The sequence below is a fragment of the Pseudomaricurvus alkylphenolicus genome, assembly GCF_011683955.1.
Taxonomy (GTDB): Bacteria; Pseudomonadota; Gammaproteobacteria; order Pseudomonadales; family Cellvibrionaceae; genus Pseudomaricurvus; species Pseudomaricurvus alkylphenolicus.
Genome location: NZ_JAAQPI010000002.1, coordinates 378,358 through 399,989 on the forward strand (window position 1 = coordinate 378,358; position 21,632 = coordinate 399,989).

15 protein-coding genes are annotated in these 21,632 nt (G+C 54.4%); 6 read left to right on the top strand and 9 right to left on the bottom strand.

All coding sequences use genetic code 11. The annotated features are described in order from the left end of the window. The first annotated feature begins 50 nt into the window (after window positions 1-50). Window positions 51-1,208, top strand: a complete 1,158-nt coding sequence (gene queG / locus HBA55_RS07020; protein WP_166988797.1) for a tRNA epoxyqueuosine(34) reductase QueG — start codon at window positions 51-53, stop codon at window positions 1,206-1,208. Between the two features lie 4 nt (window positions 1,209-1,212). Beyond that, on the top strand, window positions 1,213-1,827 hold the full coding sequence (locus HBA55_RS07025; protein WP_166988799.1) for a class I SAM-dependent methyltransferase: 615 nt from the start codon (window positions 1,213-1,215) through the stop codon (window positions 1,825-1,827). Window positions 1,828-1,843: 16 nt separating this feature from the next. On the opposite strand, the gene orn is transcribed toward HBA55_RS07025, so the two are convergent. Continuing rightward, entirely contained in the window at window positions 1,844-2,383 is a 540-nt protein-coding gene (orn, locus tag HBA55_RS07030; RefSeq protein WP_166988801.1) for an oligoribonuclease, read from the bottom strand. Window positions 2,384-2,495: 112 nt separating this feature from the next. On the opposite strand from orn, the gene rsgA reads away from it, so the two are divergent. The 4 genes from rsgA to asd all read left to right on the top strand — a co-directional run bounded on the left by rsgA (window position 2,496) and on the right by asd (window position 7,094). After that, a complete protein-coding gene (rsgA, locus tag HBA55_RS07035; RefSeq protein ID WP_166988803.1) occupies window positions 2,496-3,521 on the top strand; it encodes a small ribosomal subunit biogenesis GTPase RsgA in 1,026 nt (341 codons plus the stop codon). Then, window positions 3,518-5,269, top strand: coding sequence for an HDOD domain-containing protein (locus HBA55_RS07040; protein WP_166988805.1), 1,752 nt, complete (start codon window positions 3,518-3,520; stop codon window positions 5,267-5,269). Before rsgA ends, HBA55_RS07040 begins: the two co-directional genes overlap by 4 nt. A gap of 120 nt (window positions 5,270-5,389) precedes the next feature. Continuing rightward, window positions 5,390-6,199, top strand: coding sequence for a rhodanese-like domain-containing protein (locus HBA55_RS07045; protein ID WP_166988807.1), 810 nt, complete (start codon window positions 5,390-5,392; stop codon window positions 6,197-6,199). 25 nt (window positions 6,200-6,224) lie between these two features. Continuing rightward, window positions 6,225-7,094, top strand: coding sequence for an archaetidylserine decarboxylase (asd, locus tag HBA55_RS07050; protein WP_166988809.1), 870 nt, complete (start codon window positions 6,225-6,227; stop codon window positions 7,092-7,094). A gap of 19 nt (window positions 7,095-7,113) precedes the next feature. Here the strand turns inward: asd and HBA55_RS07055 are convergent, their stop codons facing one another. The 8 genes from HBA55_RS07055 to HBA55_RS07090 form a co-directional block, all read right to left on the bottom strand. After that, complete coding sequence (locus HBA55_RS07055) at window positions 7,114-8,472, bottom strand: DUF3391 domain-containing protein (protein WP_166988811.1); 1,359 nt, start codon at window positions 8,470-8,472, stop codon at window positions 7,114-7,116. Window positions 8,473-8,725: 253 nt separating this feature from the next. Beyond that, window positions 8,726-9,796: a uroporphyrinogen decarboxylase gene (gene hemE, locus HBA55_RS07060; protein WP_166988813.1), complete on the bottom strand. Its 1,071-nt coding sequence runs from the start codon at window positions 9,794-9,796 to the stop codon at window positions 8,726-8,728. Window positions 9,797-9,935: 139 nt separating this feature from the next. Continuing rightward, a complete protein-coding gene (locus HBA55_RS07065) occupies window positions 9,936-11,354 on the bottom strand; it encodes an FAD-dependent oxidoreductase (RefSeq protein WP_166988816.1) in 1,419 nt (472 codons plus the stop codon). A gap of 64 nt (window positions 11,355-11,418) precedes the next feature. After that, a complete protein-coding gene (gltB, locus tag HBA55_RS07070) occupies window positions 11,419-15,870 on the bottom strand; it encodes a glutamate synthase large subunit (RefSeq protein WP_166988818.1) in 4,452 nt (1,483 codons plus the stop codon). 198 nt (window positions 15,871-16,068) lie between these two features. Beyond that, a complete protein-coding gene (locus HBA55_RS07075) occupies window positions 16,069-17,775 on the bottom strand; it encodes an AAA family ATPase (RefSeq protein ID WP_166988820.1) in 1,707 nt (568 codons plus the stop codon). A gap of 30 nt (window positions 17,776-17,805) precedes the next feature. Beyond that, window positions 17,806-18,879 carry a 3-dehydroquinate synthase gene (gene aroB, locus HBA55_RS07080; protein WP_166988822.1) on the bottom strand — a complete coding sequence of 358 codons (1,074 nt, stop codon included), beginning with the start codon at window positions 18,877-18,879 and terminating at the stop codon, window positions 17,806-17,808. A 61-nt stretch (window positions 18,880-18,940) separates the two neighbouring features. Beyond that, on the bottom strand, window positions 18,941-19,456 hold the full coding sequence (aroK, locus tag HBA55_RS07085; RefSeq protein WP_166988824.1) for a shikimate kinase AroK: 516 nt from the start codon (window positions 19,454-19,456) through the stop codon (window positions 18,941-18,943). 3 nt (window positions 19,457-19,459) lie between these two features. Continuing rightward, the gene (locus tag HBA55_RS07090) at window positions 19,460-21,631 is read right to left on the bottom strand and encodes a type IV pilus secretin PilQ (protein ID WP_240945943.1); all 2,172 of its coding nucleotides are present in this window, start codon (window positions 21,629-21,631) and stop codon (window positions 19,460-19,462) included. Window position 21,632: the final 1 nt, after the last annotated feature.

Genomic DNA, 21,632 nt, shown 5'->3' on the forward strand with positions numbered 1-21,632 from the left:
CAATTATACGTAAATTTGTCTTTAACCTCATCGAGTTAGCAACACTGTCCATGCCACCCTCACCCTATTCAGAGCACTTTCTGCAACAACTGGCGGATCAAACCAAGACCTGGGGCAGGGAGCTGGGTTTTCAACAGGTGGGAATCGCCGACATCGAGCTGAGTCAGGAGCAACAACGGCTGCGCCAGTGGTTGCACAAAGGCTACCAGGGGGATATGCAATGGCTGGGTGAACACGGCGACAAGCGCAGCCGACCGGAAAAGCTACTGCCCGGAACCCAGAGAGTTATCTGTGCACGCCTGGACTACCTGCCCGCCGATACGGAGCAGATCCGTATACTCAAGCAACCAGATAAAGCCTATGTGTCGCGCTACGCCCTGGGCCGCGACTACCATAAGTTGATTCGCAAGCGACTGAGTCAACTGGCCAGAAAAATAGAGCTCGCCGCCGGCGACTATCTCCAGCAGCAAAGCGCCGATGACACTGGCGAAACTGTACAGCAGAGGGCATTTGTCGACAGCGCCCCGGTATTGGAACGCCCCCTGGCCGCCAAGGCCGGACTCGGTTGGGTGGGCAAGCACACGCTGCTGCTCAACAGCCAGGCTGGTAGCTGGTTTTTCCTCGGAGAGGTGTACACCAACTTGCCGTTGCCAATAGACACTGAGCTGGAACGCGACCAATGCGGGGATTGCCAGGCCTGCCTGAAAGTGTGCCCGACTGATGCTTTTCCACGCCCTTATGAACTGGATGCCCGTCGCTGTATTTCCTATCTGACCATTGAACACAAGGGAGCCATCCCTGTGGAATTCCGTGAACCGATGGGCAATCGGGTATTCGGCTGTGACGACTGCCAGGCCATTTGCCCCTGGAACAAATACGCGAGCTTTACCACTGAGTCCGATTTCTCCCCCAGGCACAAACTTGATCAGGCGGAATTGACCACGCTGTTTGACTGGGACGAGACCACCTTTCTTACCAACACCGAAGGCTCCGCGATCCGCCGTATCGGCTATGAGCGCTGGCTGCGCAATCTGGCGGTGGGCCTGGGTAATGCCGATGACAGTGAATCGGCCGTCAACAGTTTGCAACAGAAACTCGATTATCCTTCAGCACTGGTGCGCGAACATGTGCAATGGGCACTGCGAAAACACCAACAACCGCGACGGCGACGCCAGCGCAAGATCAAAAATCCCCATAAAGCAGTTTAATTCTATGAGCACCGTGCATTCCCGGCAGGCTTTTGGCCTGGAGATATTGAAAAACAGCCATCCGGATATCCGTCGTCTGAAGAAAGAGAGCGGTGAAGCCTCACTTCATGGCAACAAATTCTGGAAGTCCACCTTTGTGTTAATGGATTACTTGAATGAGTGCCCACCAGACCCAGGCAGCCGCATTCTGGAGCTGGGCTGTGGATGGGGCCTCGGAGGAATCTACTGTGCCAGACAGTTTGGTGCCGAGGTGATCGCGCTGGACGCCGATGACAGTGTTTTTCCCTATCTTGAGCATCATGCAAGAATCAACGGAGTCAACGTCGACACCATTCAAATGCGTTTTGAAGAGGTGACCACCGAAGATTTGACTCAGTTCGACATGATTATCGGCGCCGATATCTGCTTCTGGGACAGTATGGTGGATCCACTCCGTGAGCTGCTGGAGCGGGCGATGGAGGCTGGAGTCGAGCGAGCCCTGCTCACAGACCCCGGCCGCCCCACTTTTCGACAAGTGGGGGAAGAGTTTCAGCAAAATTATGACGCTGTATACACCGACTGGGATGTGCCCGAGCCCCACAATGCCTGGGGACTGGTACTGGATCTCTACAATTCCTAGGACACTGAATCAATAGTTACCTGATAAATGTCTTGCGGTAGTGACGCAGCTCTTCGATGGAGTCTTTGATATCGTCAAGCGCCAGGTGCGCACCGGACTTTTTAACCCCGGCCAGAGCTTCCGGGTTCCAGCGCCGCGCCAACTCCTTCAGCGTACTGACATCCAGATTGCGATAATGGAAGTAGGCCTCCAGTTTTGGCATATAACGGGCCAGGAAACGTCTATCCTGGCAGATTGAGTTGCCACAGATAGGCGACTTTCCTTCGGGAACCCACTGCCGCAGGAACTCAATCGTGTCGTCCTCTGCTTTGGCGCTGGAGATTGCACTCTCCAACACCCGCTTGGTCAGGCCCGAGCGGCCATGCTGGCGAGTGTTCCATTCGTCCATGCCATTCATGATCTCTTCACTTTGGGCAATCGCATAGACCGGGCCTTCGGCCAGAATATTAAGCTCGGAATCGGTCACAATGGTGGCGATCTCGATGATGACATCTTGCTCTGGCACCAGTCCGGTCATTTCCAAATCAATCCAAATGAGATTGTCTTCTTTCTTCATGTTGTTCAAATCCACTACAATGCTGTTCTTTCGAAGGGCGTGTGGGCGGAAAACCGCCGTTATGTGGGTAACTATAGCCTCCCGCGTCACAGAAACCTATCGGCGCTGATACATGAGCAAACGCAAACTCTCCCGCCGCCAAGCCTGGCGCATCCAAAAAGTCCAGGAAGAGCGGGCCGCCAGGGCGGCGAAAAAAGAAGCCCAGACTCAAAAGCAACTGACGGAAGGAGACCTTGGCCCTGAACAGCACGGCCTTGTGATCGCCCATTACGGTACTCAGGTCTCGGTGGAAGCCACAGACGGGGACAATTGCGGAGAAGTCTATCGCTGCCACATGAGGGCCAATCTGGGTTCTCTTGTCACCGGTGACCGGGTGGTTTGGCGCAGTGGAGACCCGCTCGGAGTGATCGTGGCGGTCTTGCCTCGTCATTCCCAATTGAGCCGACCCGATCCCTATGGCGATATGAAGACGGTCGCTGCCAATATCGATCGTATTGTGATTGTCATCGCTCCCTATCCAGAGCCTCATGGGAACTTGATCGATCGCTACCTGGTGGCAGCCGAGACACTGGAAATCCAGCCCATTATTCTGCTCAACAAAATCGACCGCCTGGATGACAGCAACCGCCAACGCCTGGAGGAAATGAAACAGCGTTACACGCAGTTAGGCTACGAGTGGCTGGATATGTCCACCAAAACCCAGGAGGGGCTGGCCCAGTTGACGGACTACCTGGCCAATTACACCAGCGTTTTTGTGGGGCAATCCGGGGTGGGCAAATCATCCCTGATCAATATGCTGCTGCCACACGAAGACCTCAAGGTGGGGGCATTGTCAGAAATAACCCAGAAAGGCACGCATACCACGACCACGGCGCAGCTGTTTCATTTCCCCCGTGGCGGGCATTTGATCGATTCTCCGGGCATTCGCGAGTTTGGTTTGTGGCATATGGATGAACAGAGTCTGTTAGAGGGCTTCGTAGAATTCCGCCCGTTTTTGGGCCATTGCAAATTTCGCGACTGTGCCCATAAAAAAGAACCTGGCTGCGCCATTCGACAGGCCCTGGAAGACGGTGATATCAGCGAGGTACGCATGGCCAGCTTCCGGCATATTCTCTCTACTCTGGATAGCCAGCAGTGAGAGAACCGGTATTACAAAACAATCTGAGCGGTATTGAACCCAGGGTTGTTGATTTACCAGAGCCTCCCGGACTTGCAAAGTTGAAGCAGCAGCTGGCCGATCTGGATCAGTTGCCTATTCTGGCCGAGACCTTTGATACCGTGCTGGCTGCCCTGCATCACCCCAACGCAACAGCTGACAATGTCGCCGCAGCCAGCCAGTCTGATGGGGTGCTGCAACTTCGCCTGATTACTCAGGCCAACAGGGTTCTGAAAAAAAACAATAATGAAGTCCGACACCTGGCTCATGCCGTCAGTCTGATGGGCTTGCCACAGGTCGAAAAAATACTGCGAAGTGCCCCCAGGCTGTCGCGACAGCAGCAACAGACCCACGCCGGCTATCTCGAAGTATTAACTCAAAGCGATCTGGCAGCCGGGATCATGGCAGGGCTGACCCAACCCAATGCCTCAGGAACTGAGGCACAAGTGCTGGCGACACTGTTTTTGCGGGTACCTGAGTGGGCATTATGGCACCACTACCCCGAACATATGCAGACTTTGCAGGGTTTGCAGGCCAATGGCCGACAACTCCGCAGTGTACTGGAAACCAAGGTATTCGGTGTTACCCTGTGGCAACTGAGCAACGCGTTGTTTCCGCACTGGCCACTGCCGACCCTGGCACAGCAGGCGTGGCAACACCAGCCCAAACAGTTCCTGACAAGCTGTGGCCGCTGCCTGACCCTGGGATCACGTTTTTCACAATGGCTGTCTGATCAGGGAACTGTATTCGCTGACGAAAGCAGCACCCTGCCTGCTCAAATTGAGCATCGCTTTTATCACCCCAGCTCCGCGGTAATTGCAGCCAATGAAGTCGCCGCTCAGGGTGCATTACACTGGTCCCATCGCCATAGCCTTCGCGCCCAGCGATTGCTCTCCCGTATCAGTCGGATCGACCAGGATCGCGTATTACTGGCTTGCCGTCGGGCTGCTGTCAATACTCGCATGCCTTACGAGGTTTGGCCTCACCTTGCACACCGTTTACTGCAGGATTGGGATTACCGATACATCACGCCTCCCCTGATAGGGTCGCCACAAACTGATCTACGCCCGAAAACAGTCCCGGACGGTGTAGAGGATGAGTTACCGGTGTTAAGACCCATGCCCGCCATGGAGTCCTTGCCGGATCCCTCTTCAGATCAAGCAGAAAATGGCAACACGTCGCTGGTTTATGCCAATCAACCGCTGCTTAAAAGCCTGTTGCTTAAACTGCAACAACGAGGTGCCCAATTCAATAACCTTAATCAATTGCTGCTGACCGTTGTGAGTGCGCTGGGTGAGGGTGCCGGTTGGCAGCAGGTGGTGATCTTTGTCAGAAATGACCGCCAAAACTGCCTGCGCAGCCATTACTGCCACGGCGTTGATGAAGATTCGCCCATTAAACACCTGCAGTTACCGCTCAACGAAACGACTCGCCAGGGACTGATTGGTCAATTGCTGCAACGCCCCGCCAGTTTGCAGATCAACCCCTCAAACATTGGATCGGTCAGGGAGAAGCTACCGCAGGCACTGCTGCCATTTATCTGTCCTGATCAAACGCTGGTTATGGGTTTATTCAATGGGAGCAAGGCCGTGGCTCTGGTCATGGTCACCCACAAGGGGGTTGAAGCCAGGCAATTGGACCAATTCAAGCAGGTTTGTCGGGCTGCCAGTCAGGCGATTACGGCGTTTGCACGAAAGCGTCGCCAGCAAAAAGCCCCCCGCAACGGATAACCTGCCACTACGGCTTGCAGAGCTTTTCCAGTCGAGGCGCTTTTCCAGTAAAATGCCGTCCGGTGCTACCACGTCTCAACCACAAGGCGTCTCATAAACTCTGTCAGACAGGACCTTCCCATGACCGATTCCCTGTTGCCACTTTTGATCGAGGGGCAAGATCTGCAGCCTCATCTCAACAACCCTAAGATTCTGCTGGTCGATTTGTGCAGTATGGATTCCTATCTGGCAGGACACCTGCCCGGAGCTGCTCATGTCAGCCCCCAGGAACTGGTGTGTGGTCAGCCTCCCGCACCGGGCCGAATCGCCAACACAACGCAACTTGAACAACTGTTCGAGCGACTGGGACTTGAACCAGACACCCATGTCGTAGCCTACGATGATGAAGGCGGCGGTTGGGCAGGTCGTTTTATCTGGACTCTGGATGCTATTGGCCACCAGCACTATTCCTACCTCAACGGCGGAATACACGCCTGGCGCCATGACGCTTTGCCGCTCAGTACAGACCCCGGCCAACGCCAGGCCGTGCCTCAGCAACTGACGATCGATGCGGACGTGGTTGTTGAGGTCGACGATATTCTGGCTCAATTGGGGCAGGATGACTTTGCCGTTTGGGACGCACGCGGCCCGGATGAATACCGTGGCGAAAAAGTGCTGGCCCAAAAAGGTGGCCATATCCCCGGTGCCATCAATTGCGAATGGACCAGTATGATGGACCCAAGCCGGCAGCTTCGTATTCGCACGGATGCTCTGGAGCGACTCCACGCCCTGGGGCTTAACGAACAGCAGCATATCGTCACCCACTGCCAGAGCCATCATCGCTCAGGCTTTACCTATTTACTGGGTAAAATCCTGGGATTTGATATTCGTGGCTATCACGGCTCCTGGTCGGAGTGGGGCAATCACCCCCATACGCCAGTAGAAAAATAACGCCTCGGCAGAGAAATAACGATTTATGAAAGACAAGCTGTTTATCACTTTCCAGTATCTGGTCCCACAACACTTGCTGTCCCGGGCGGCCGGTTGGCTGGCCAACACCCCGATCAGTTGGATCAAGAACCCGTTTACCCGTTGGTTTGTAAAACGTTACAACATTAACATGGCCGAGGCAGCGCAGACCGACCCTTGCGCTTACGCCAGCTTCAACGACTTTTTTACGCGCGCGCTGAAAGACGGTGCTCGTCCGATATGCGCAGAGAAAAATGCCGTTGTCTGTCCTGCCGATGGTGCCATTAGCCAGATTGGTGATATTCGCCATGGCCGTATCTTTCAGGCGAAAGGGCAGGACTACAGCTTGTTGGAACTGGTCGGTGGGCGACAGGAGGATGCCAACGGTTTTGATGGCGGCAAGTTTGCCGTGGTCTATCTGTCACCCAGAGATTACCACCGGGTGCACCTGCCTTTGGCGGGTAAATTAACCCGAATGATTCACGTGCCCGGTGATCTGTTTTCCGTCAATGACACTACTGCGGAAAATGTACCGCGTCTGTTTGCCCGCAACGAGCGCGTGGTGTGCCTGTTTGACACTGAGGCCGGCCCCATGGCCTTGATTTTGGTGGGAGCAATGATTGTCGCCAGCATCGAAACCGTTTGGGCGGGTCAGGTTGCCCCGGTACCACGAACGATCAAAACCACCCGTTACGATGGCCACGACAGTTTTGAATTCGACACTGGTGATGAAATTGGTCGCTTTAAGTTGGGCTCCACCGCCATCGTACTCTTTGGCGAAAACGCCATTGACTGGTGCGAAAACTATGAGGCGGGAACGCCAACCAGAATGGGTGAAAAGCTGGCCACCCTGACGCCTTCCGGTGACAACAGCTAATCGGTCTGCTCACGGACCGTTACTTGCCTCGAAGAAAAGAAAACAGGCCTTTCTTTTTTTCGGGGCTGAACAGATAACTATCGCGCACGGCGGCAATATCAACGTCGAAAGCACTGGGTTCGAGATCCCGTACAATCTCGACCTTATCGACCTCGTCAAAGCGCTTTTTGCCGCTATCCACCAAAGCCTGCTTCTTGCTTTCATCTTCCGCCAGATCCACCAGGCTGTGTTTGGCAATCGGCCGCTTGCAGGCATCCGTCACCACCATCACTTTGGGCTTGAGCCGACGCTTAAAATTTTGCTCCACCACAACGGCGACTTCGCCGGTATTCAATTCCACCAGTGTACCGGTAGGATAGAGACCAATGGCCCGGATAAACTCCACTACCAGTTCTTCCTGAAACTCCCGATCCCGGCATTCGTAGAGTTTGGCCACGGCTTTTGATGGCGACAGAGGATAGGCCTGTCCGCGAGGATTGGTATTCTCATCATAAAAGGTGACAATACCGGCGACTTTACCCAACAACGGAATCTTGTCACCGCGCAGCTGCTGGGGGAATCCGCTGCCATTTACCCGTTCACAATGGTTTTTTACCACCGCCACCACGCGGGGTTCTACGTTAGGGGTTTCTCGCAAGATATCAGCCCCTAATTCAACAAAACGTTCGTATTGACGCTCTTCTTCCTCGGTACGATCTGTGTTTTCCAACAAGTGTGGATCAATTTTTGTCTTACCCACATCTTTAAGAAGAACACCCATGGCCAGTGTGTCCAGATCCCGTTTGCTCATGCCGATATGGCGCCCGAAGATAATCGCCCAGACTGCCGATCTCAAGGAGTGGCTGTAGGTGTGCTCGTCTATCTCCTTAACCCGTGACAACCAGCTAAATGCATCGGGATTTCGCAGTACGCTGTCCACCATCTCGCTGGCAACGCGTTTCGTTTCCTGAACATGGACCGTATTGCCTTGTTCGAGGTTACCCATCACATCGCCCAGGCTTTTGAAAACAGACTGATGCAGTTGGCGGGCCTGCCTGGCCTCCTTTTGAACCGGTTCGCTAATCTGCGGATAGGAGTTGTGCCTTATTTTGAGTGGGGCCACATCCATACTGACCTTACTGCTACGCAAAGGTCGCGTACCACGACTTTTGGGCTCCCGCGCCAGAGTTTTGAGGTTGGTGGCAACTGGCCCTGAACCTTTAACCACGTCAATATAAACATGCTGGCAATGGGCTTTCAGGTCGCGGATATCATCCACGTTGCGGATATAAAAGCCCTGGAGAGGGAAGGGCGTTTGCGCCCAGGGACGATCCAGGCTTGAGACAAACATCCCGATCGTCAGCTCGCTGACATTCACCTTGATTTGTTTAATGCCCACTGCAACCGCTCCACCATTCACAGGAACACCCCGCTATACTCATTCTAAGTCATGACCACTGAAATCTCCGCCCGGATCCGTACTCTGGGTACTCTCTGCGGCGATCGGAGATCCCTTTTGATGACTCACAGTATAACTTTGCGTGTTAATTCCCTTTTGCTGCCGTTCACATTTCAGCCAGTGTCTGAGTCGTTCTCTCTCTATTCTGTGCGATGGGTTGAGGTTCTACAAGTGAGCATATGACGATCAGTTATTAGGCCTGGTGATAGGCGCCGGAGAGTTCATGCACCGCCTCAAAGAAAGCGCCGGCATGGGCCGGATCCACTTCCGGGGTCACCCCATGACCAAGATTGAATACATGGCCACTGCCATTGCCATAGGCCTTGAGGATGCTGGCCACTTCCTCACGTATACGCTCTGGTTTGGCATAGAGTACCGCTGGGTCCATATTGCCCTGCAGGGCGACTTTATCCCCCACCCGGCGGCGGGCGTGACCGATATCACAGGTCCAGTCGAGCCCAAGTGCTGTGGCACCGCTATCAACCATCAGCTCCAACCACTGGCCGCCGCCCTTGGTAAACAGAATGACAGGGATCTGACGGCCGTCATGTTCTTTGATCAACCCTTCGATAATCCGTTTCATGGGATTTAGCGAAAACTCCTGATACGCCGCATAGCTCAGTGCTCCCCCCCAGGAATCGAAAATCTGAACTGCCTGGGCGCCGGCTCTAATCTGCTCATTCAAGTAATCGGTGATGGATAACACCAGTTTATCCAGTAACAGGTGCAGTACTGCCGGCTGGTCATACAGCATCGCCTTGGTGCGACGATAATCTTTGGAGGAGCCCCCCTCTACCATATAGGTTGCCAGCGTCCAAGGGCTGCCGGTAAAGCCAATCAGGGGCACACGCCCGTTCAACTCTCGGCGAATAGTGGCAACGGCATCGGTCACATAACTGAGGTCCTTGAGCGTATCGACTACGGGCAGTGCCTCGATATCGGCGGCAGTGGTGACAGACTTTTTGAATCGCGGCCCTTCGCCGGTTTCAAAGTAAAGCCCCAGCCCCATGGCATCGGGAATCGTCAGGATGTCTGAAAACAGAATCGCCGCATCGAGCTGCGGGTAACGATCCAGCGGCTGCAGGGTCACTTCGCAAGCCATTTCCGGATTCATGCACAGGCTCATAAAATCACCGGCCTTGGCACGGGTGGCACGGTATTCCGGCAGATAGCGGCCGGCCTGGCGCATCATCCAGACAGGGGTGATATCCACGGGCTGCTTGAGCAGTGCGCGGAGAAATCGATCATTCTTCAGTTCTGACATGGGACCTCAGGGATTCAAACTGGCTACATTCAACTGTCGCACATTGTACGTGAAGCCCGGGATCAAGTCCCGAGGGGAATATTTCCCCCAGAAACGAAAAAACCCGCTAATGCGGGTTTTTCTATGGTTTCAAGACTGATCAGACTTGAAGATAATCCAGAATACCCTCGGCGGCCTCTCGGCCTTCCCATATGGCGGTAACCACCAGATCCGAGCCGCGCACCATATCACCACCAGCAAAGACTTTCGGGTTGCTGGTCTGGAACTTGAATTCCTGAGCCTCTGGTGCTTCCACGCCACCCCAATCATTGACCTTGATCTGATGTTCTTCAAACCAGGGTTCCGGGCTGGGACGGAAACCAAAGGCGATCAGCACCACATCAGCGGGCAGAATCTCTTCACTGCCCTCAATGGGTTCGGGGCGGCGACGACCGTTTTCATCGGGTTCGCCCAGCTGAGTGGTGACCACCTTAACACCTTCGACCTTGCCATCACCAACTATAGCAATCGGTTGGCGATTGAACAGGAACTCAACCCCTTCCTCACGAGCGTTAGTCACCTCTCGCTTGGAGCCCGGCATATTCTCCTCGTCACGACGGTAGGCACACTTCACACTCTCGGCCTGCTGGCGAATCGAGGTGCGGTTACAATCCATTGCGGTATCTCCACCACCCAGAACCACAACTTTTTGGCCAGCGACACTGATGAACTCGGACGGATCCTTTTCGAAACCCAGATTGCGATTGACGTTCGAGACCAGGAATGGGAGAGCATCGTGTACACCAGGCAGATCTTCGCCCGGGAAGCCACCCTTCATATAGTTATAAGTACCCATGCCCATAAATACGGCGTCGTAATCACGCAGCAATTCTTCCATGGTGACGTCCGTACCGATCTCGGTGTTAAGGCGGAACTCAACACCCATTTCGGTAAATACCTCACGCCGACGCACCATGACAGACTTTTCAAGTTTGAATTCGGGGATACCGAACGTCAGCAGACCACCGATCTCGGGATAGCGGTCAAACACAACCGGTTTAACGCCGTTGCGGACCAGAATATCGGCACAACCCAGACCTGCGGGGCCGGCACCGATAATGGCGACTTTCTTGTCTGTCCATACCACCTGGGACATGTCCGGCTTCCAGCCCATGGCAAATGCAGTATCGGTAATGTACTTTTCTGCGTTACCAATGGTCACTGCGCCAAAGCCATCATTCAAGGTACAGGCACCCTCGCACAAACGATCCTGCGGGCAAACCCGTCCACAGACCTCTGGCAGAGTGTTGGTCTGATGGCTGAGGTTGGCGGCTTCGAATATGTTGCCTTCAGAAATCAGCTTCAGCCAATTGGGAATAAAGTTGTGTACCGGACACTTCCATTCGCAGTAGGGGTTGCCACACTCAAGACAACGGTGGGCCTGGTTGGCAACCTGCTCTTCTTTAAAAGGCTGGTAGATTTCCACAAATTCAGCTTTGCGGGTTTCAATTGCCTTCTTGTCGGGGTCCTGTCGACCCACATCCAGAAACTGAAAGTTATTACTTAAACGGTCAGCCATAGCTTCTATCTCTAGTTTCGTTTGTTGCCGTTAAACCGGTGCCTTTTCTATCTGACGTGGCGAATCACTCGCCACGCTGCTTGACGTTATCCAGCAGCTGCCCGAGGCCTGCCGCTTTAGGTTTAACCAACCAGAATTTGCCAATGTAGTCGTCGAAGTTACTCAACAACTCCTGTCCCCAGGCACTTCCGGTTTCTGTCACAAACTCTTCAATGATGCCGCGCAGATGATTGCGGTGGGCTTCCAGTGCTTCACGGTTAATACGATGAATTTCAATCAACTCGTGGTTGTACTTGTCGACAAAGGTGTTGCTCTGATCAAGTACGTAGGCAAAACCACCCGTCATCCCTGCACCGAAGTTCACGCCGGTATCACCCAGCACAGTAACGACACCGCCAGTCATATATTCACAGCAGTGATCACCAGCGCCTTCGACAACAACGTGGGCGCCAGAATTACGAACACCGCAGCGCTCGCCAGCGCTACCCGCTGCAAACAGTTTGCCGCCGGTTGCACCGTACAGGCAGGTGTTACCCATGATGCTGGTTTCGTTGGTCTTGAACTCGGAGCCCTGAGGTGGGCGCAATACAATCTTGCCGCCCGCCATGCCTTTACCGACGTAGTCGTTGGCATCACCCTCGAGGTACAACTCCAGGCCGCCGGCATTCCATACCCCAAAACTCTGGCCGGCGATACCGGTGAGATTGAGCTTGATGGGGGCTTCACTCATGCCCTGATTACCATAACGCTTGGCAATCTCGCCGCTGACGCGAGCTCCGATGGAACGGTCACAGTTAGTGATCTTGAATGAGAACTCGCCGCCGGTTTTGGCTTCAATAGCCGGCAATACTTCGGCCACCATCCTCTCAGCACATTCACCCTTGTCGTAAGGCTCATTTTTGTCCACCGCACAGATCTGCGGCTTGCTGTCGAGCAGCTCATCGGTATAGACAATGGGGCTGAGGTCCAGTTTGGACTGTTTGTCGGTTGCGCCCTCGATGCTTTCCAGCAGATCCACACGACCCACCAGCTCATCGAGAGTGCGTACACCCAAACGGGCCATCCACTCGCGAGCTTCCTCGGCAACAAACTTGAAGAAGTTCATGGCCATGTCAACGGTGCCGATGTAGTGATCGTCACGCAGCTTGTCGTTCTGGGTGGCGACACCGGTGGCACAGTTATTAAGGTGGCAGATACGCAGATACTTACAACCCAGCGCCACCATTGGAGCGGTACCAAAGCCGAAGCTTTCCGCGCCGAGTATGGCCGCCTTAATAACGTCCAGGCCAGATTTGAGACCACCATCGGTCTGTACCCGAACCTTGTCACGAAGATCATTGGCACGCAGGGTTTGATGAGTCTCGCTGAGGCCCAGTTCCCAGGGAGAGCCAGCGTAACGGATAGACGTCAGCGGGCTCGCAGCGGTACCACCGTCGTAACCGGAAATGGTAATCAGATCGGCATAGGCCTTGGCAACCCCAGCGGCAATCGTGCCAACACCCGGACGGGACACCAGTTTCACCGACACCAGAGCATTTGGATTGACCTGCTTGAGGTCGTAAATCAGTTGCGCCAGATCTTCAATCGAGTAGATATCGTGGTGCGGAGGCGGCGAAATCAAGGTTACGCCAGGCACGGAGTAACGCAAGCGTGCAATCAGATTATTGACCTTGCCGCCGGGCAGCTGCCCGCCTTCACCAGGCTTGGCCCCTTGAGCCACCTTGATTTGCAGGACTTCAGCATTAGCCAGGTAGTGAGGTGTCACACCGAAGCGGCCAGAGGCAATCTGCTTGATCTTGGAGACTTTATTGGTGCCAAAACGGGCGGGATCTTCACCACCTTCCCCGGAATTGGAGCGACCGCCAAGCGTGTTCATGGCCTGAGCCAGAGCCTCATGCGCCTCGGGCGACAGGGCGCCGAGAGACATGGCCGCGGAATCGAAGCGACGCACAATGGCTTCCATGGGCTCGACATCGTCCAGGGAAATAGCCTCGGTACCTTCTTTCACTTTCAACAGATCGCGAAGGGTTGCGGTCGGACGGTTGTTAACCAGCTCCGAATAATCACGCCAGGCGGAATAGTCGCCACTCTTTACTGCCTTCTGCAGCGCCTGGACAACGTCCGGGTTAAAGGCGTGATACTCCTCTCCGTGAACATACTTCAGCAAGCCACCCTGATTAATGGGCTTGCGACCTACCCAGGCGGTCTTGGCCAGTGCCGCCTGGTCGGCTTCCAGATCAGTGAATCCGGCACCTTTGATGCGACTGGCAGTGCCCGCAAAGCACAGGTCAATAACGTCTTCGTCCAGGCCGATGGCCTCGAACAACTGGGCACCACGATAGGACGCAATCGTGGAGATACCCATCTTCGACAGAATCTTCAGCAGACCTTTGTTCAACCCCTTGCGGTAGTTGGTATAGGCCGTATTGGTATCCAGCACCAGTTCGCCGGTTTCAATCAGCTCGTTGAGCACCTGGTAGCTCAGGTACGGGTACACTGCCGTGGCACCATAGCCAATCAGCGTCGCTACATGGTGAGAATCACGGGCGGTGGCGGTCTCTACAATGATATTGGCGTCGCAGCGCAGGCCTTCTTCGGTCAGACGGTGATGAACCGCTCCGGTGGCCAGCAAGCCGTGAACGGGCAGCAGCCCCTGCTCCAGCTTCTTGTCAGACAGCACAATCAGCACCTTACCGGCACGCACAGCGGCGACAACGGCGTCGGTGAGGTTGCGGATGGCCTGCTCCAGATTCAGCTGCTCGGGATCGTAACTTAGTTCAAACTGCTGTGCCGCATAGCCCTCTCGATCCACATGCAGCAGTGCCTGGTACTTGGCCGGAGACAGCACCGGCGAAGTCAGAATGATGCGATCGGCGTGATTGGGTGTCTCTTCATAGACAGACAACTCGCGACCGATACAGGTTTCCAGCGACATCACAATCGCTTCACGCAGCGGATCGATAGGCGGGTTGGTCACTTGGGCAAATTGCTGTCGGAAGTAATCGTAAACGCTGCGTTCCTTGGCAGAAAGAACCGCCATGGGGGTATCGTCTCCCATTGAACCCACAGCTTCCTGACCACCTTCGGCCAGCGGACGCAATACCTGGTCGCGCTCCTCGAAAGACACCTGGAACATTTTCATGTAGGTCTTGAGTTCTTCGCGACTCAGAGCCTCGTCGGCAACGTCCGATTCCAGCGTTGATTCGATGCGAGTGGCTTTTTCGTTAAGCCACTTTTTGTAGGGCTGGCTGTCTTTTAGCAGCTTATCCACATCTTCGGTGTGGAAGAGTTTGCCGGTCTGGGTGTCCACAGACAGGATCTGACCGGGGCCCAGACGACCTTTGGCAACCACATCTTCCGGCTTGTAGTCATAGGTGCCCACTTCCGATGCGACGGTAATGAAGCCATCTTTGGTAATCACCCAGCGGGAAGGACGCAGCCCATTGCGGTCGAGGGTACATACCGCATAACGGCCATCAGTAATCACCAGACCCGCCGGGCCATCCCAGGGCTCGACGTGCATTGAATTATATTCGTAAAAGGCTCGCAGATCCGGGTCCATGTGCTCCACATTCTGCCAGGCGGGTGGCACCAGCATGCGTACGGCTCTGTGAAGCTCCATACCGCCGGTCAGCAGAATCTCCAACATGTTGTCGAGGCTGGAGGAGTCGGAACCAGTGCGGTTTACCAAAGGAGTCACCTGTTCCAGGTTCGGCAGCAACTCGCTGGTGAACTTGGGAGTACGGGCGACAGACCAGTTACGGTTACCCATAACGGTATTGATTTCACCGTTGTGGGCCAACATACGAAACGGTTGGGCCAACGGCCACTGCGGCATGGTGTTGGTGGAGAAACGCTGGTGGAACACACAAATGGCGGTTTCCAGCTCAGGGTTGGCCAGATCCAGGAAGAACTTGGGAATGTCCACCGGCATCATCAACCCTTTATAGGAGATAACACTGGCGCTCAAACTGGCGATATAGAAACTCTTGTCGTCCTGCAGTCTTTTCTCTGCCAGGCGGCGTGCCATAAACAGCTTGGCGGTCAATTCCTGCTCAGTGGCAGACTCAGTCGACTCGATAAAGAGATGGCTGAACTGCGGCAGGCTGTCCAGGGCAATAGGGCCCAGGCAGGAGGAATCCGTCGGCACCGTGCGCCAGCCGATGGCCTTGAGGCCCTGGGCCTGGAGCTCTTCCTCAACAATAGTGCGAGCGGCGGCAGCCACTGACTCGTCGCGGGAAAGCATGATCGAGCCCACACCATAGGCGTCGCCCAGCTCCACGCCCAGCTCCTGTTTGGCCACGCCACGGAGGAAACTGTCGGGCTTTTGCATCAACAGGCCACAGCCGTCGCCGGTCTTACCATCGGCGGCAATGCCACCGCGATGCGTCATGCAGGTCAGTGATTCAATGGCGGTTGTCAGCAACCGGTGACTCGTCTCGCCTTCAAGGTGGGCAATAAGACCGAATCCGCAGTTGTCTTTGAACTCGTCAAGCTGGTAGAGGCCAGTGGTCATACGCTGTCTCTCATGATAACTAAAGAATCTTTATCACCGTCGGAAGCCTTCTATAATCAGGCCTCAGACAAAAAAGCCCCTGTCTGTGAGGGGCTCTTTGGCAAATGGGCGCAGAATATTACCCGCTTGAATGGCACTTGGCAAGAATGAATGCCTGCCATATCCCAGACAAAAAGGGGATATGCGGCGAAAAGTATGCTAATTGCGTCGAACTGACCTAATCTTGTCCTGCACAGCACTGACTTTTCTGGGCCAGGGACCGGCATTTTGCTGTTGCGTGGGCAGATTTTGGATGGCTTGTCTGGCCACAGGCAGATTGGCGAAGTTTCCCGTCACCACCACAAACCAGGGACGACCACTGCGAATTGACCGAAACATCCTTAACTGGTCACGGTTTGGTTGTCGACCCATATAAGCGATCACAGAATCCCGTGAAGAAGCTGCCATGATTTGCAATAGATAGTGATCCTCAGGCAAGGAGAGCAATTGGCGCTCATCTGGACTGTATTCGGATAGGGAAGACTGCTCCGGAGGTGAAAGCTGGGGATTTTCCTCGATCGCGGGCCCAGGAGGACGAACCGGCACCTTTTGAGGTGTTTCGAATGGATTGAGATTGTTGGTGATAACTTGCTCGGTTGAGCTTGCGGCCTCCAACGGCTGTGCGGGCTTATTGTCGGCCAACAGAGGTTTGGCGGATTGGCCGGTTGAGGGTTCGTTATCCCGTGATGGCTGCTGTTCACTGGCTGAAGGCACTGCTCTGGTTGAGGGCTCTATATTGGCAGAGGGCTCTTTATCCACTGAGGGCTCTTTATCCGCTGAAGGCCCTTTATCCGCTGAAGGCCCTTTATCCGCTGAAGGCTCTTTATTCGCTGAAGGCTCTTTATCCACTGAAGGCTCTTTATCCGCTGAAGGCTCTTTATTCGCTGAGGGCTCAGCCCCAACCAGATCGGAGGCATTCTCCGCAGAGGAGACTGCTGCTTTGGCTGAATCGCTGTGGCTGATAAGCCGATTAGGTGGATCCCCCTCTTGCCAAGCATCCTTATAGAAGAAGGCCATGATGAGAGCAGCTACCAAGACCACTACCGCCACCAGATGGCCGACAGGTAGTCCTTTGTTGCCAGTTGGCTCAGGCAACAGCGCCAGTTTTTTGAGTTGCTCGTCGGCCAATTGATGGACAGCGCCGGGCAGCCCCCGGGACGCTTGCCACAGGGCGGTCAGCTGTTCAGCGGTAAAAGGCAGCTCACGTTTCCAACCACAGGCGGTCAGCCTCGCCAGCAAGTATTCTCCGAGCTGAGCACGATCCATGGGGGCAAGATAGAGATCGTGCAGCAAAGTGCCTTGTCGGTTGCAGGCATCTAACCTGACCACCAGTTGCTCGTCACCAAACAAGACCATGGGCAGAGGTGGGATTTGTTCTTCAGGCTCGATAATACCCAGCAGTGCACTCAAGACTGCATCTTCCAGCAGGTGGGCATCATCGAGTAGCAATAATTTGGGCTGGGAAGTCTGCAGGGCATCGCGGATGGCTGTCTGCATATCAGCCACGCTGGCTTGAGCACTGACTTCACACCCCAGTGCTGTCGCCAACTGAATCAGAAACTGCTCCGGCCCAAAGAGCAATTGAGCGTCCAGGGTACAAACACGAAAGTGGGGCTCGAGCGAGGATGCCAATTGCAATCTAAAGCGGCTGCGACCACAGCCGTTGGCACCTGCAACCACAACCACACTGCTACTGAACTGGCACAGATGGACCACCTGGTCCAGTAACTCACCTCGCTCAGCGCCCTCATAATAGGTGTCGATAGCCCCTTCAGAAAAAGGGTCAGCGAATAAATGAAAATGTTCCAGATGGGGCGCTTGGGCAAGCTCCCTCAAGGGTTCACGATCACCTTTCTCTGAGGTCATAGACACTCAACTCCATGTGACTGGTGTAGTTCAGCAGTGAAGCAATGTCTGGCGCAGATTGTCCACTGAAAAGTCCTGACTGACAACGGCCTCTCCCAGGGCCTTCAACAACACCAAACGCAGTTGACCATCAAGCACTTTTTTATCCACAGACATCAGCGACAGAAACTGTTCCTCGTCCATATCATCGGGTGATTTGGTCGGCAGCTTGGACAGGTTAAGAAGTTCAACCAAACGCGTTTGCACGCTTTGCGGGAGCCATCCCTCGCGAATCGACAAGTCAACCGCCATCACCATGCCAGCCGCCACTGCCTCTCCATGCAGCCACTCCCCGTAACCCTGGGCTGTTTCAATGGCATGGCCAAAAGTATGCCCGAGATTGAGAATGGCGCGAATGCCGCCTTCTCGCTCGTCCTTGGCAACAACGTCGGCTTTATTCTGACAGGAGCGCTCAATCGAATAGGCTAGGGCCTCGGCATCACAGGCCATCAAACGGGCGATATTGGATTCCAGCCACTCGAAAAAGGGGGCATCCGCAATTAAACCGTATTTGATCACTTCTGCGATACCTGCCGACAACTCCCTTTGAGGCAGACTGCCAAGTACGTCTGTATCGATAATCACGGCATTGGGCTGGTGAAAGGCCCCAATCATGTTTTTCCCAAGTGGATGATTAACACCGGTCTTGCCCCCTACGGAGGAATCCACTTGCGCCAGCAGCGTGGTCGGAATTTGTACAAAGTCCACACCGCGCTGGTAACTGGCGGCGGCAAAACCCGTCATATCGCCCACAACGCCTCCACCCAACGCAATCAGAGTTGTGGTGCGGTTGTGGCGCTCACTGAGCAGCTGGTCAAAGATCCGGGACAGGACTTCGAGATTTTTGTGGCTCTCACCGTCGGGCAGCACAACAGTAGAGACCTGCAGCCCCTGTAAAGACTGAACAACCTTGTCCAGATACAGCGGCGCTATGGTCTCGTTGGTTACCACGCAGACTTGATTGCCTTTGATGTGTGGACGTATCCACTGTTCGTCACCCAGCAGGTTCTGACCGACATAAATTGGATAGCTTCGATCACCGAGATCGACCGTCAAAGTGCCCATGGCGTTGTATTCCCAGCCCGTCTTCTAAATGACGGGATGTTATCACAGAGCGCAGGCAGATTCAGGAACGGTGGTAGAACTGGGCTATCTCGTTGGCAACAGCCTTGGGGCTGCGCCGGTCGGTTTGAACCACCACGTCGGCGACCTGCTCATACAGAGGATGACGCTCCGCAATCAGAGACCGGATTTTGGCTTCGGGATCCGCCACCTGTAACAAGGGGCGCTTTTTATCCTTGTAGGTCCGCTCTACCAACTGATCGATAGAAGCCGTGAGATAAACCACCAGACTGTCGTCTTCCAACAGCTTGCGGTTCTGCTCGCGGGTGACAATACCGCCACCCGTTGCTAACACAATGGCTTCTCCAACCAGTAAATCTCCCAGAACTGAAGTTTCACGCTGGCGAAATCCCTCTTCACCTTCAACATCAAAAATCCAGGGGATATCCGCGCCTGTGCGCTCTTCTATCACTCGGTCAGTATCAACGAAAGGGAGACTTAATTGTGCGGCAACCAGCTTGCCAATGGTGGACTTGCCGGCCCCCATGGGGCCGACAAGGACAAGACTGCGTCTAGTCATACATCATTTAACCAGATCGTCTGCTAGGATTTTGGGGGTAATAAAGATCAGCAGTTCACGCTTGTTTTCGCTGCGTATATCCTGGCGAAACAGCCGTCCCATATAAGGCAGATCACCAAGGAAAGGTACTTTTACTTCACTTTCGACCTCGTTGGTCTGGAAGATACCGCCAAGTACAACCGTCTGACCATTGGCTACCAGTACCTGCGTCTGCAGTTCAGTAACGTCGATAGTAGGGATATTGCTGCCCGGGACAATTTCACCCACGGAATCCTGGTTGATCTTCAGATCCATAATAATGTGATCATCAGGCGTGATCTGAGGGGTCACATCCAACTTGAGTACAGCCTCTTTAAAAGAAGTTGAAGTCGCACCACTAGAGGAAGCCTCCTGGAAGGGGATTTCCGTTCCGGATTCAATATGCGCTTTTTGCTTGTCACCCGTGATAACTTTGGGCTGAGACACGATTTCAGCGTGACCGGCATCTTGCAGTGCAGAAATCTCCATGGTCAACAAGACATTGTCGTTGATAAAGCTCATTGCCAGGCTTCCTGCGGGATTGGCAACGCCAAGGTCAACGGCAAGGTTTTCATCGATGTCTGTAGTCCCTCCATCAAAGAAGAACTCACCCGGAGAGCCCGGTTCACTGTCCAGTGACTCGTGCGAACCGCCCACATTGACGAAAGAACCGCCTGGGGTGTCTGCCGCAATGCCCCCCCACTTGACACCCATTTCCTTGCGAAAATCTGAGTTGGCAATCACGATCCGAGCTTCGATCATGACCTGGCGAATGGGAATATCCACCTGTTCAATCAGTTTACGGAATTCCGCAATCTTTTCGGCGGTATCCGTCAGGATAATCGAGTTGGTGCGTTCATCTACAATGGCACTACCACGCTCCGAGAGAATGCTGGCAGTACTGGTACCATCACCGCCAGAACCACCGCGGCCACCACCTCCGCCTCCGCCGCCGCCATCTTCATCGCTGGTAAAGAGCTTAAACAGCTCTTCCGCGCTGGCGTATCGAACCCGGATATATTCGGTATAAAGGGGCGCGAGCTCCTGCAGCTGGCGTTTGGTTTCCAGCTCTTGACGTTCGCGTTCGGCGATTTCCGCAGCCGGCGCCACCATCATCACATTGCCGACCTGACGCTTGTCCAGGCCTTTGGTCTTCAGCACAAGATCCAGCGCCTGATCCCAGGGCACATTATCAAGGCGCAGAGTGATGCTGCCGCTGACGGTATCACTGGCAACCAGGTTCAGTTCGGTGAAGTCCGCGATCAACTGAAGCACCGAACGCACCTGAATATCCTGAAAGTTGAGCGAGAGTTTTTCGCCAACAAACATAAAGCGGGATTTCTTCTCTTCGAGCTCGGTTTCAGAAAGAGGCTTAACGCTGATAACGTAGGTATTGTCGGTCTGGTAAGCCAGGTAATCGTAATCTCCGCCTGCTTTGACCTCCAATGTCGAGCTGCTGCCATCATAATTGGCAATGATATGGCTGACCGGTGTGGCAAAGTCCAACACATCCAGACTGCGACGCAACTCCTGTGGCAGCTGTGTCTGCAGGAAAGAAACAAAAATACTGCCGCCTTTCTGCTCTACATCGATATTCACCGCGGGATCACTCAGATCCACGATGACTTTACCCTCACCAGACTCGCCGCGACGAAAATCGATCGATTTGATGGATTGACTGTGCTCACTGACCTTGGAGGTGATGGATTCCGTATAACTTGGAGACTTTTGCAGATACTCCGCCACCTGACGAGTTCCCACCTCAACAACAAAGGACTCGCCATCCAAGCGGGTGGAATAGGCTGTGAGCTCATTTAGATTGAGGATAAGACGGGTTCGATTATTGCTGCTGAGCACAACTACGGACTTGGCGTTTTCAAACGACAGCGGGAACTTGCGTTGCTGTAAGGCACTTTCCACTTCGGCAAAATCGAGCACAATACGAGCCGGTTGCTCAATGGTGTAACCTGTCGGTTCTCCCGGCAGGCTGTCGAAGTCAAGCCTCACCTCGAAGCGATCACCCGGCAACTCGGCGAAGCGAATGTCCTGTAGCGTGCCCGCATGGATCAACCCGGGCATCAGAAGTGCGGCAAGCATCACCATTCCCATGGCCATCAGCCCTCTGCGCTGGCCCTGTCTTAGCTGCAGTCTCAACATG

Coding starts and splice junctions, on each gene's coding strand:
- rsgA (WP_166988803.1), top strand. CDS start 2,496: ATGAGCAAACGCAAACTCTCCCGCCGCCAAGCCTGGCGCATCCAAAAA.
- HBA55_RS07025 (WP_166988799.1), top strand. CDS start 1,213: ATGAGCACCGTGCATTCCCGGCAGGCTTTTGGCCTGGAGATATTGAAA.
- HBA55_RS07090 (WP_240945943.1), bottom strand. CDS start 21,631: ATGTTGAGACTGCAGCTAAGACAGGGCCAGCGCAGAGGGCTGATGGCC.
- orn (WP_166988801.1), bottom strand. CDS start 2,383: ATGAAGAAAGAAGACAATCTCATTTGGATTGATTTGGAAATGACCGGA.
- HBA55_RS07065 (WP_166988816.1), bottom strand. CDS start 11,354: ATGGCTGACCGTTTAAGTAATAACTTTCAGTTTCTGGATGTGGGTCGA.
- hemE (WP_166988813.1), bottom strand. CDS start 9,796: ATGTCAGAACTGAAGAATGATCGATTTCTCCGCGCACTGCTCAAGCAG.
- aroK (WP_166988824.1), bottom strand. CDS start 19,456: ATGACTAGACGCAGTCTTGTCCTTGTCGGCCCCATGGGGGCCGGCAAG.
- aroB (WP_166988822.1), bottom strand. CDS start 18,879: ATGGGCACTTTGACGGTCGATCTCGGTGATCGAAGCTATCCAATTTAT.
- queG (WP_166988797.1), top strand. CDS start 51: ATGCCACCCTCACCCTATTCAGAGCACTTTCTGCAACAACTGGCGGAT.
- gltB (WP_166988818.1), bottom strand. CDS start 15,870: ATGACCACTGGCCTCTACCAGCTTGACGAGTTCAAAGACAACTGCGGA.
- HBA55_RS07045 (WP_166988807.1), top strand. CDS start 5,390: ATGACCGATTCCCTGTTGCCACTTTTGATCGAGGGGCAAGATCTGCAG.
- asd (WP_166988809.1), top strand. CDS start 6,225: ATGAAAGACAAGCTGTTTATCACTTTCCAGTATCTGGTCCCACAACAC.
- HBA55_RS07075 (WP_166988820.1), bottom strand. CDS start 17,775: ATGACCTCAGAGAAAGGTGATCGTGAACCCTTGAGGGAGCTTGCCCAA.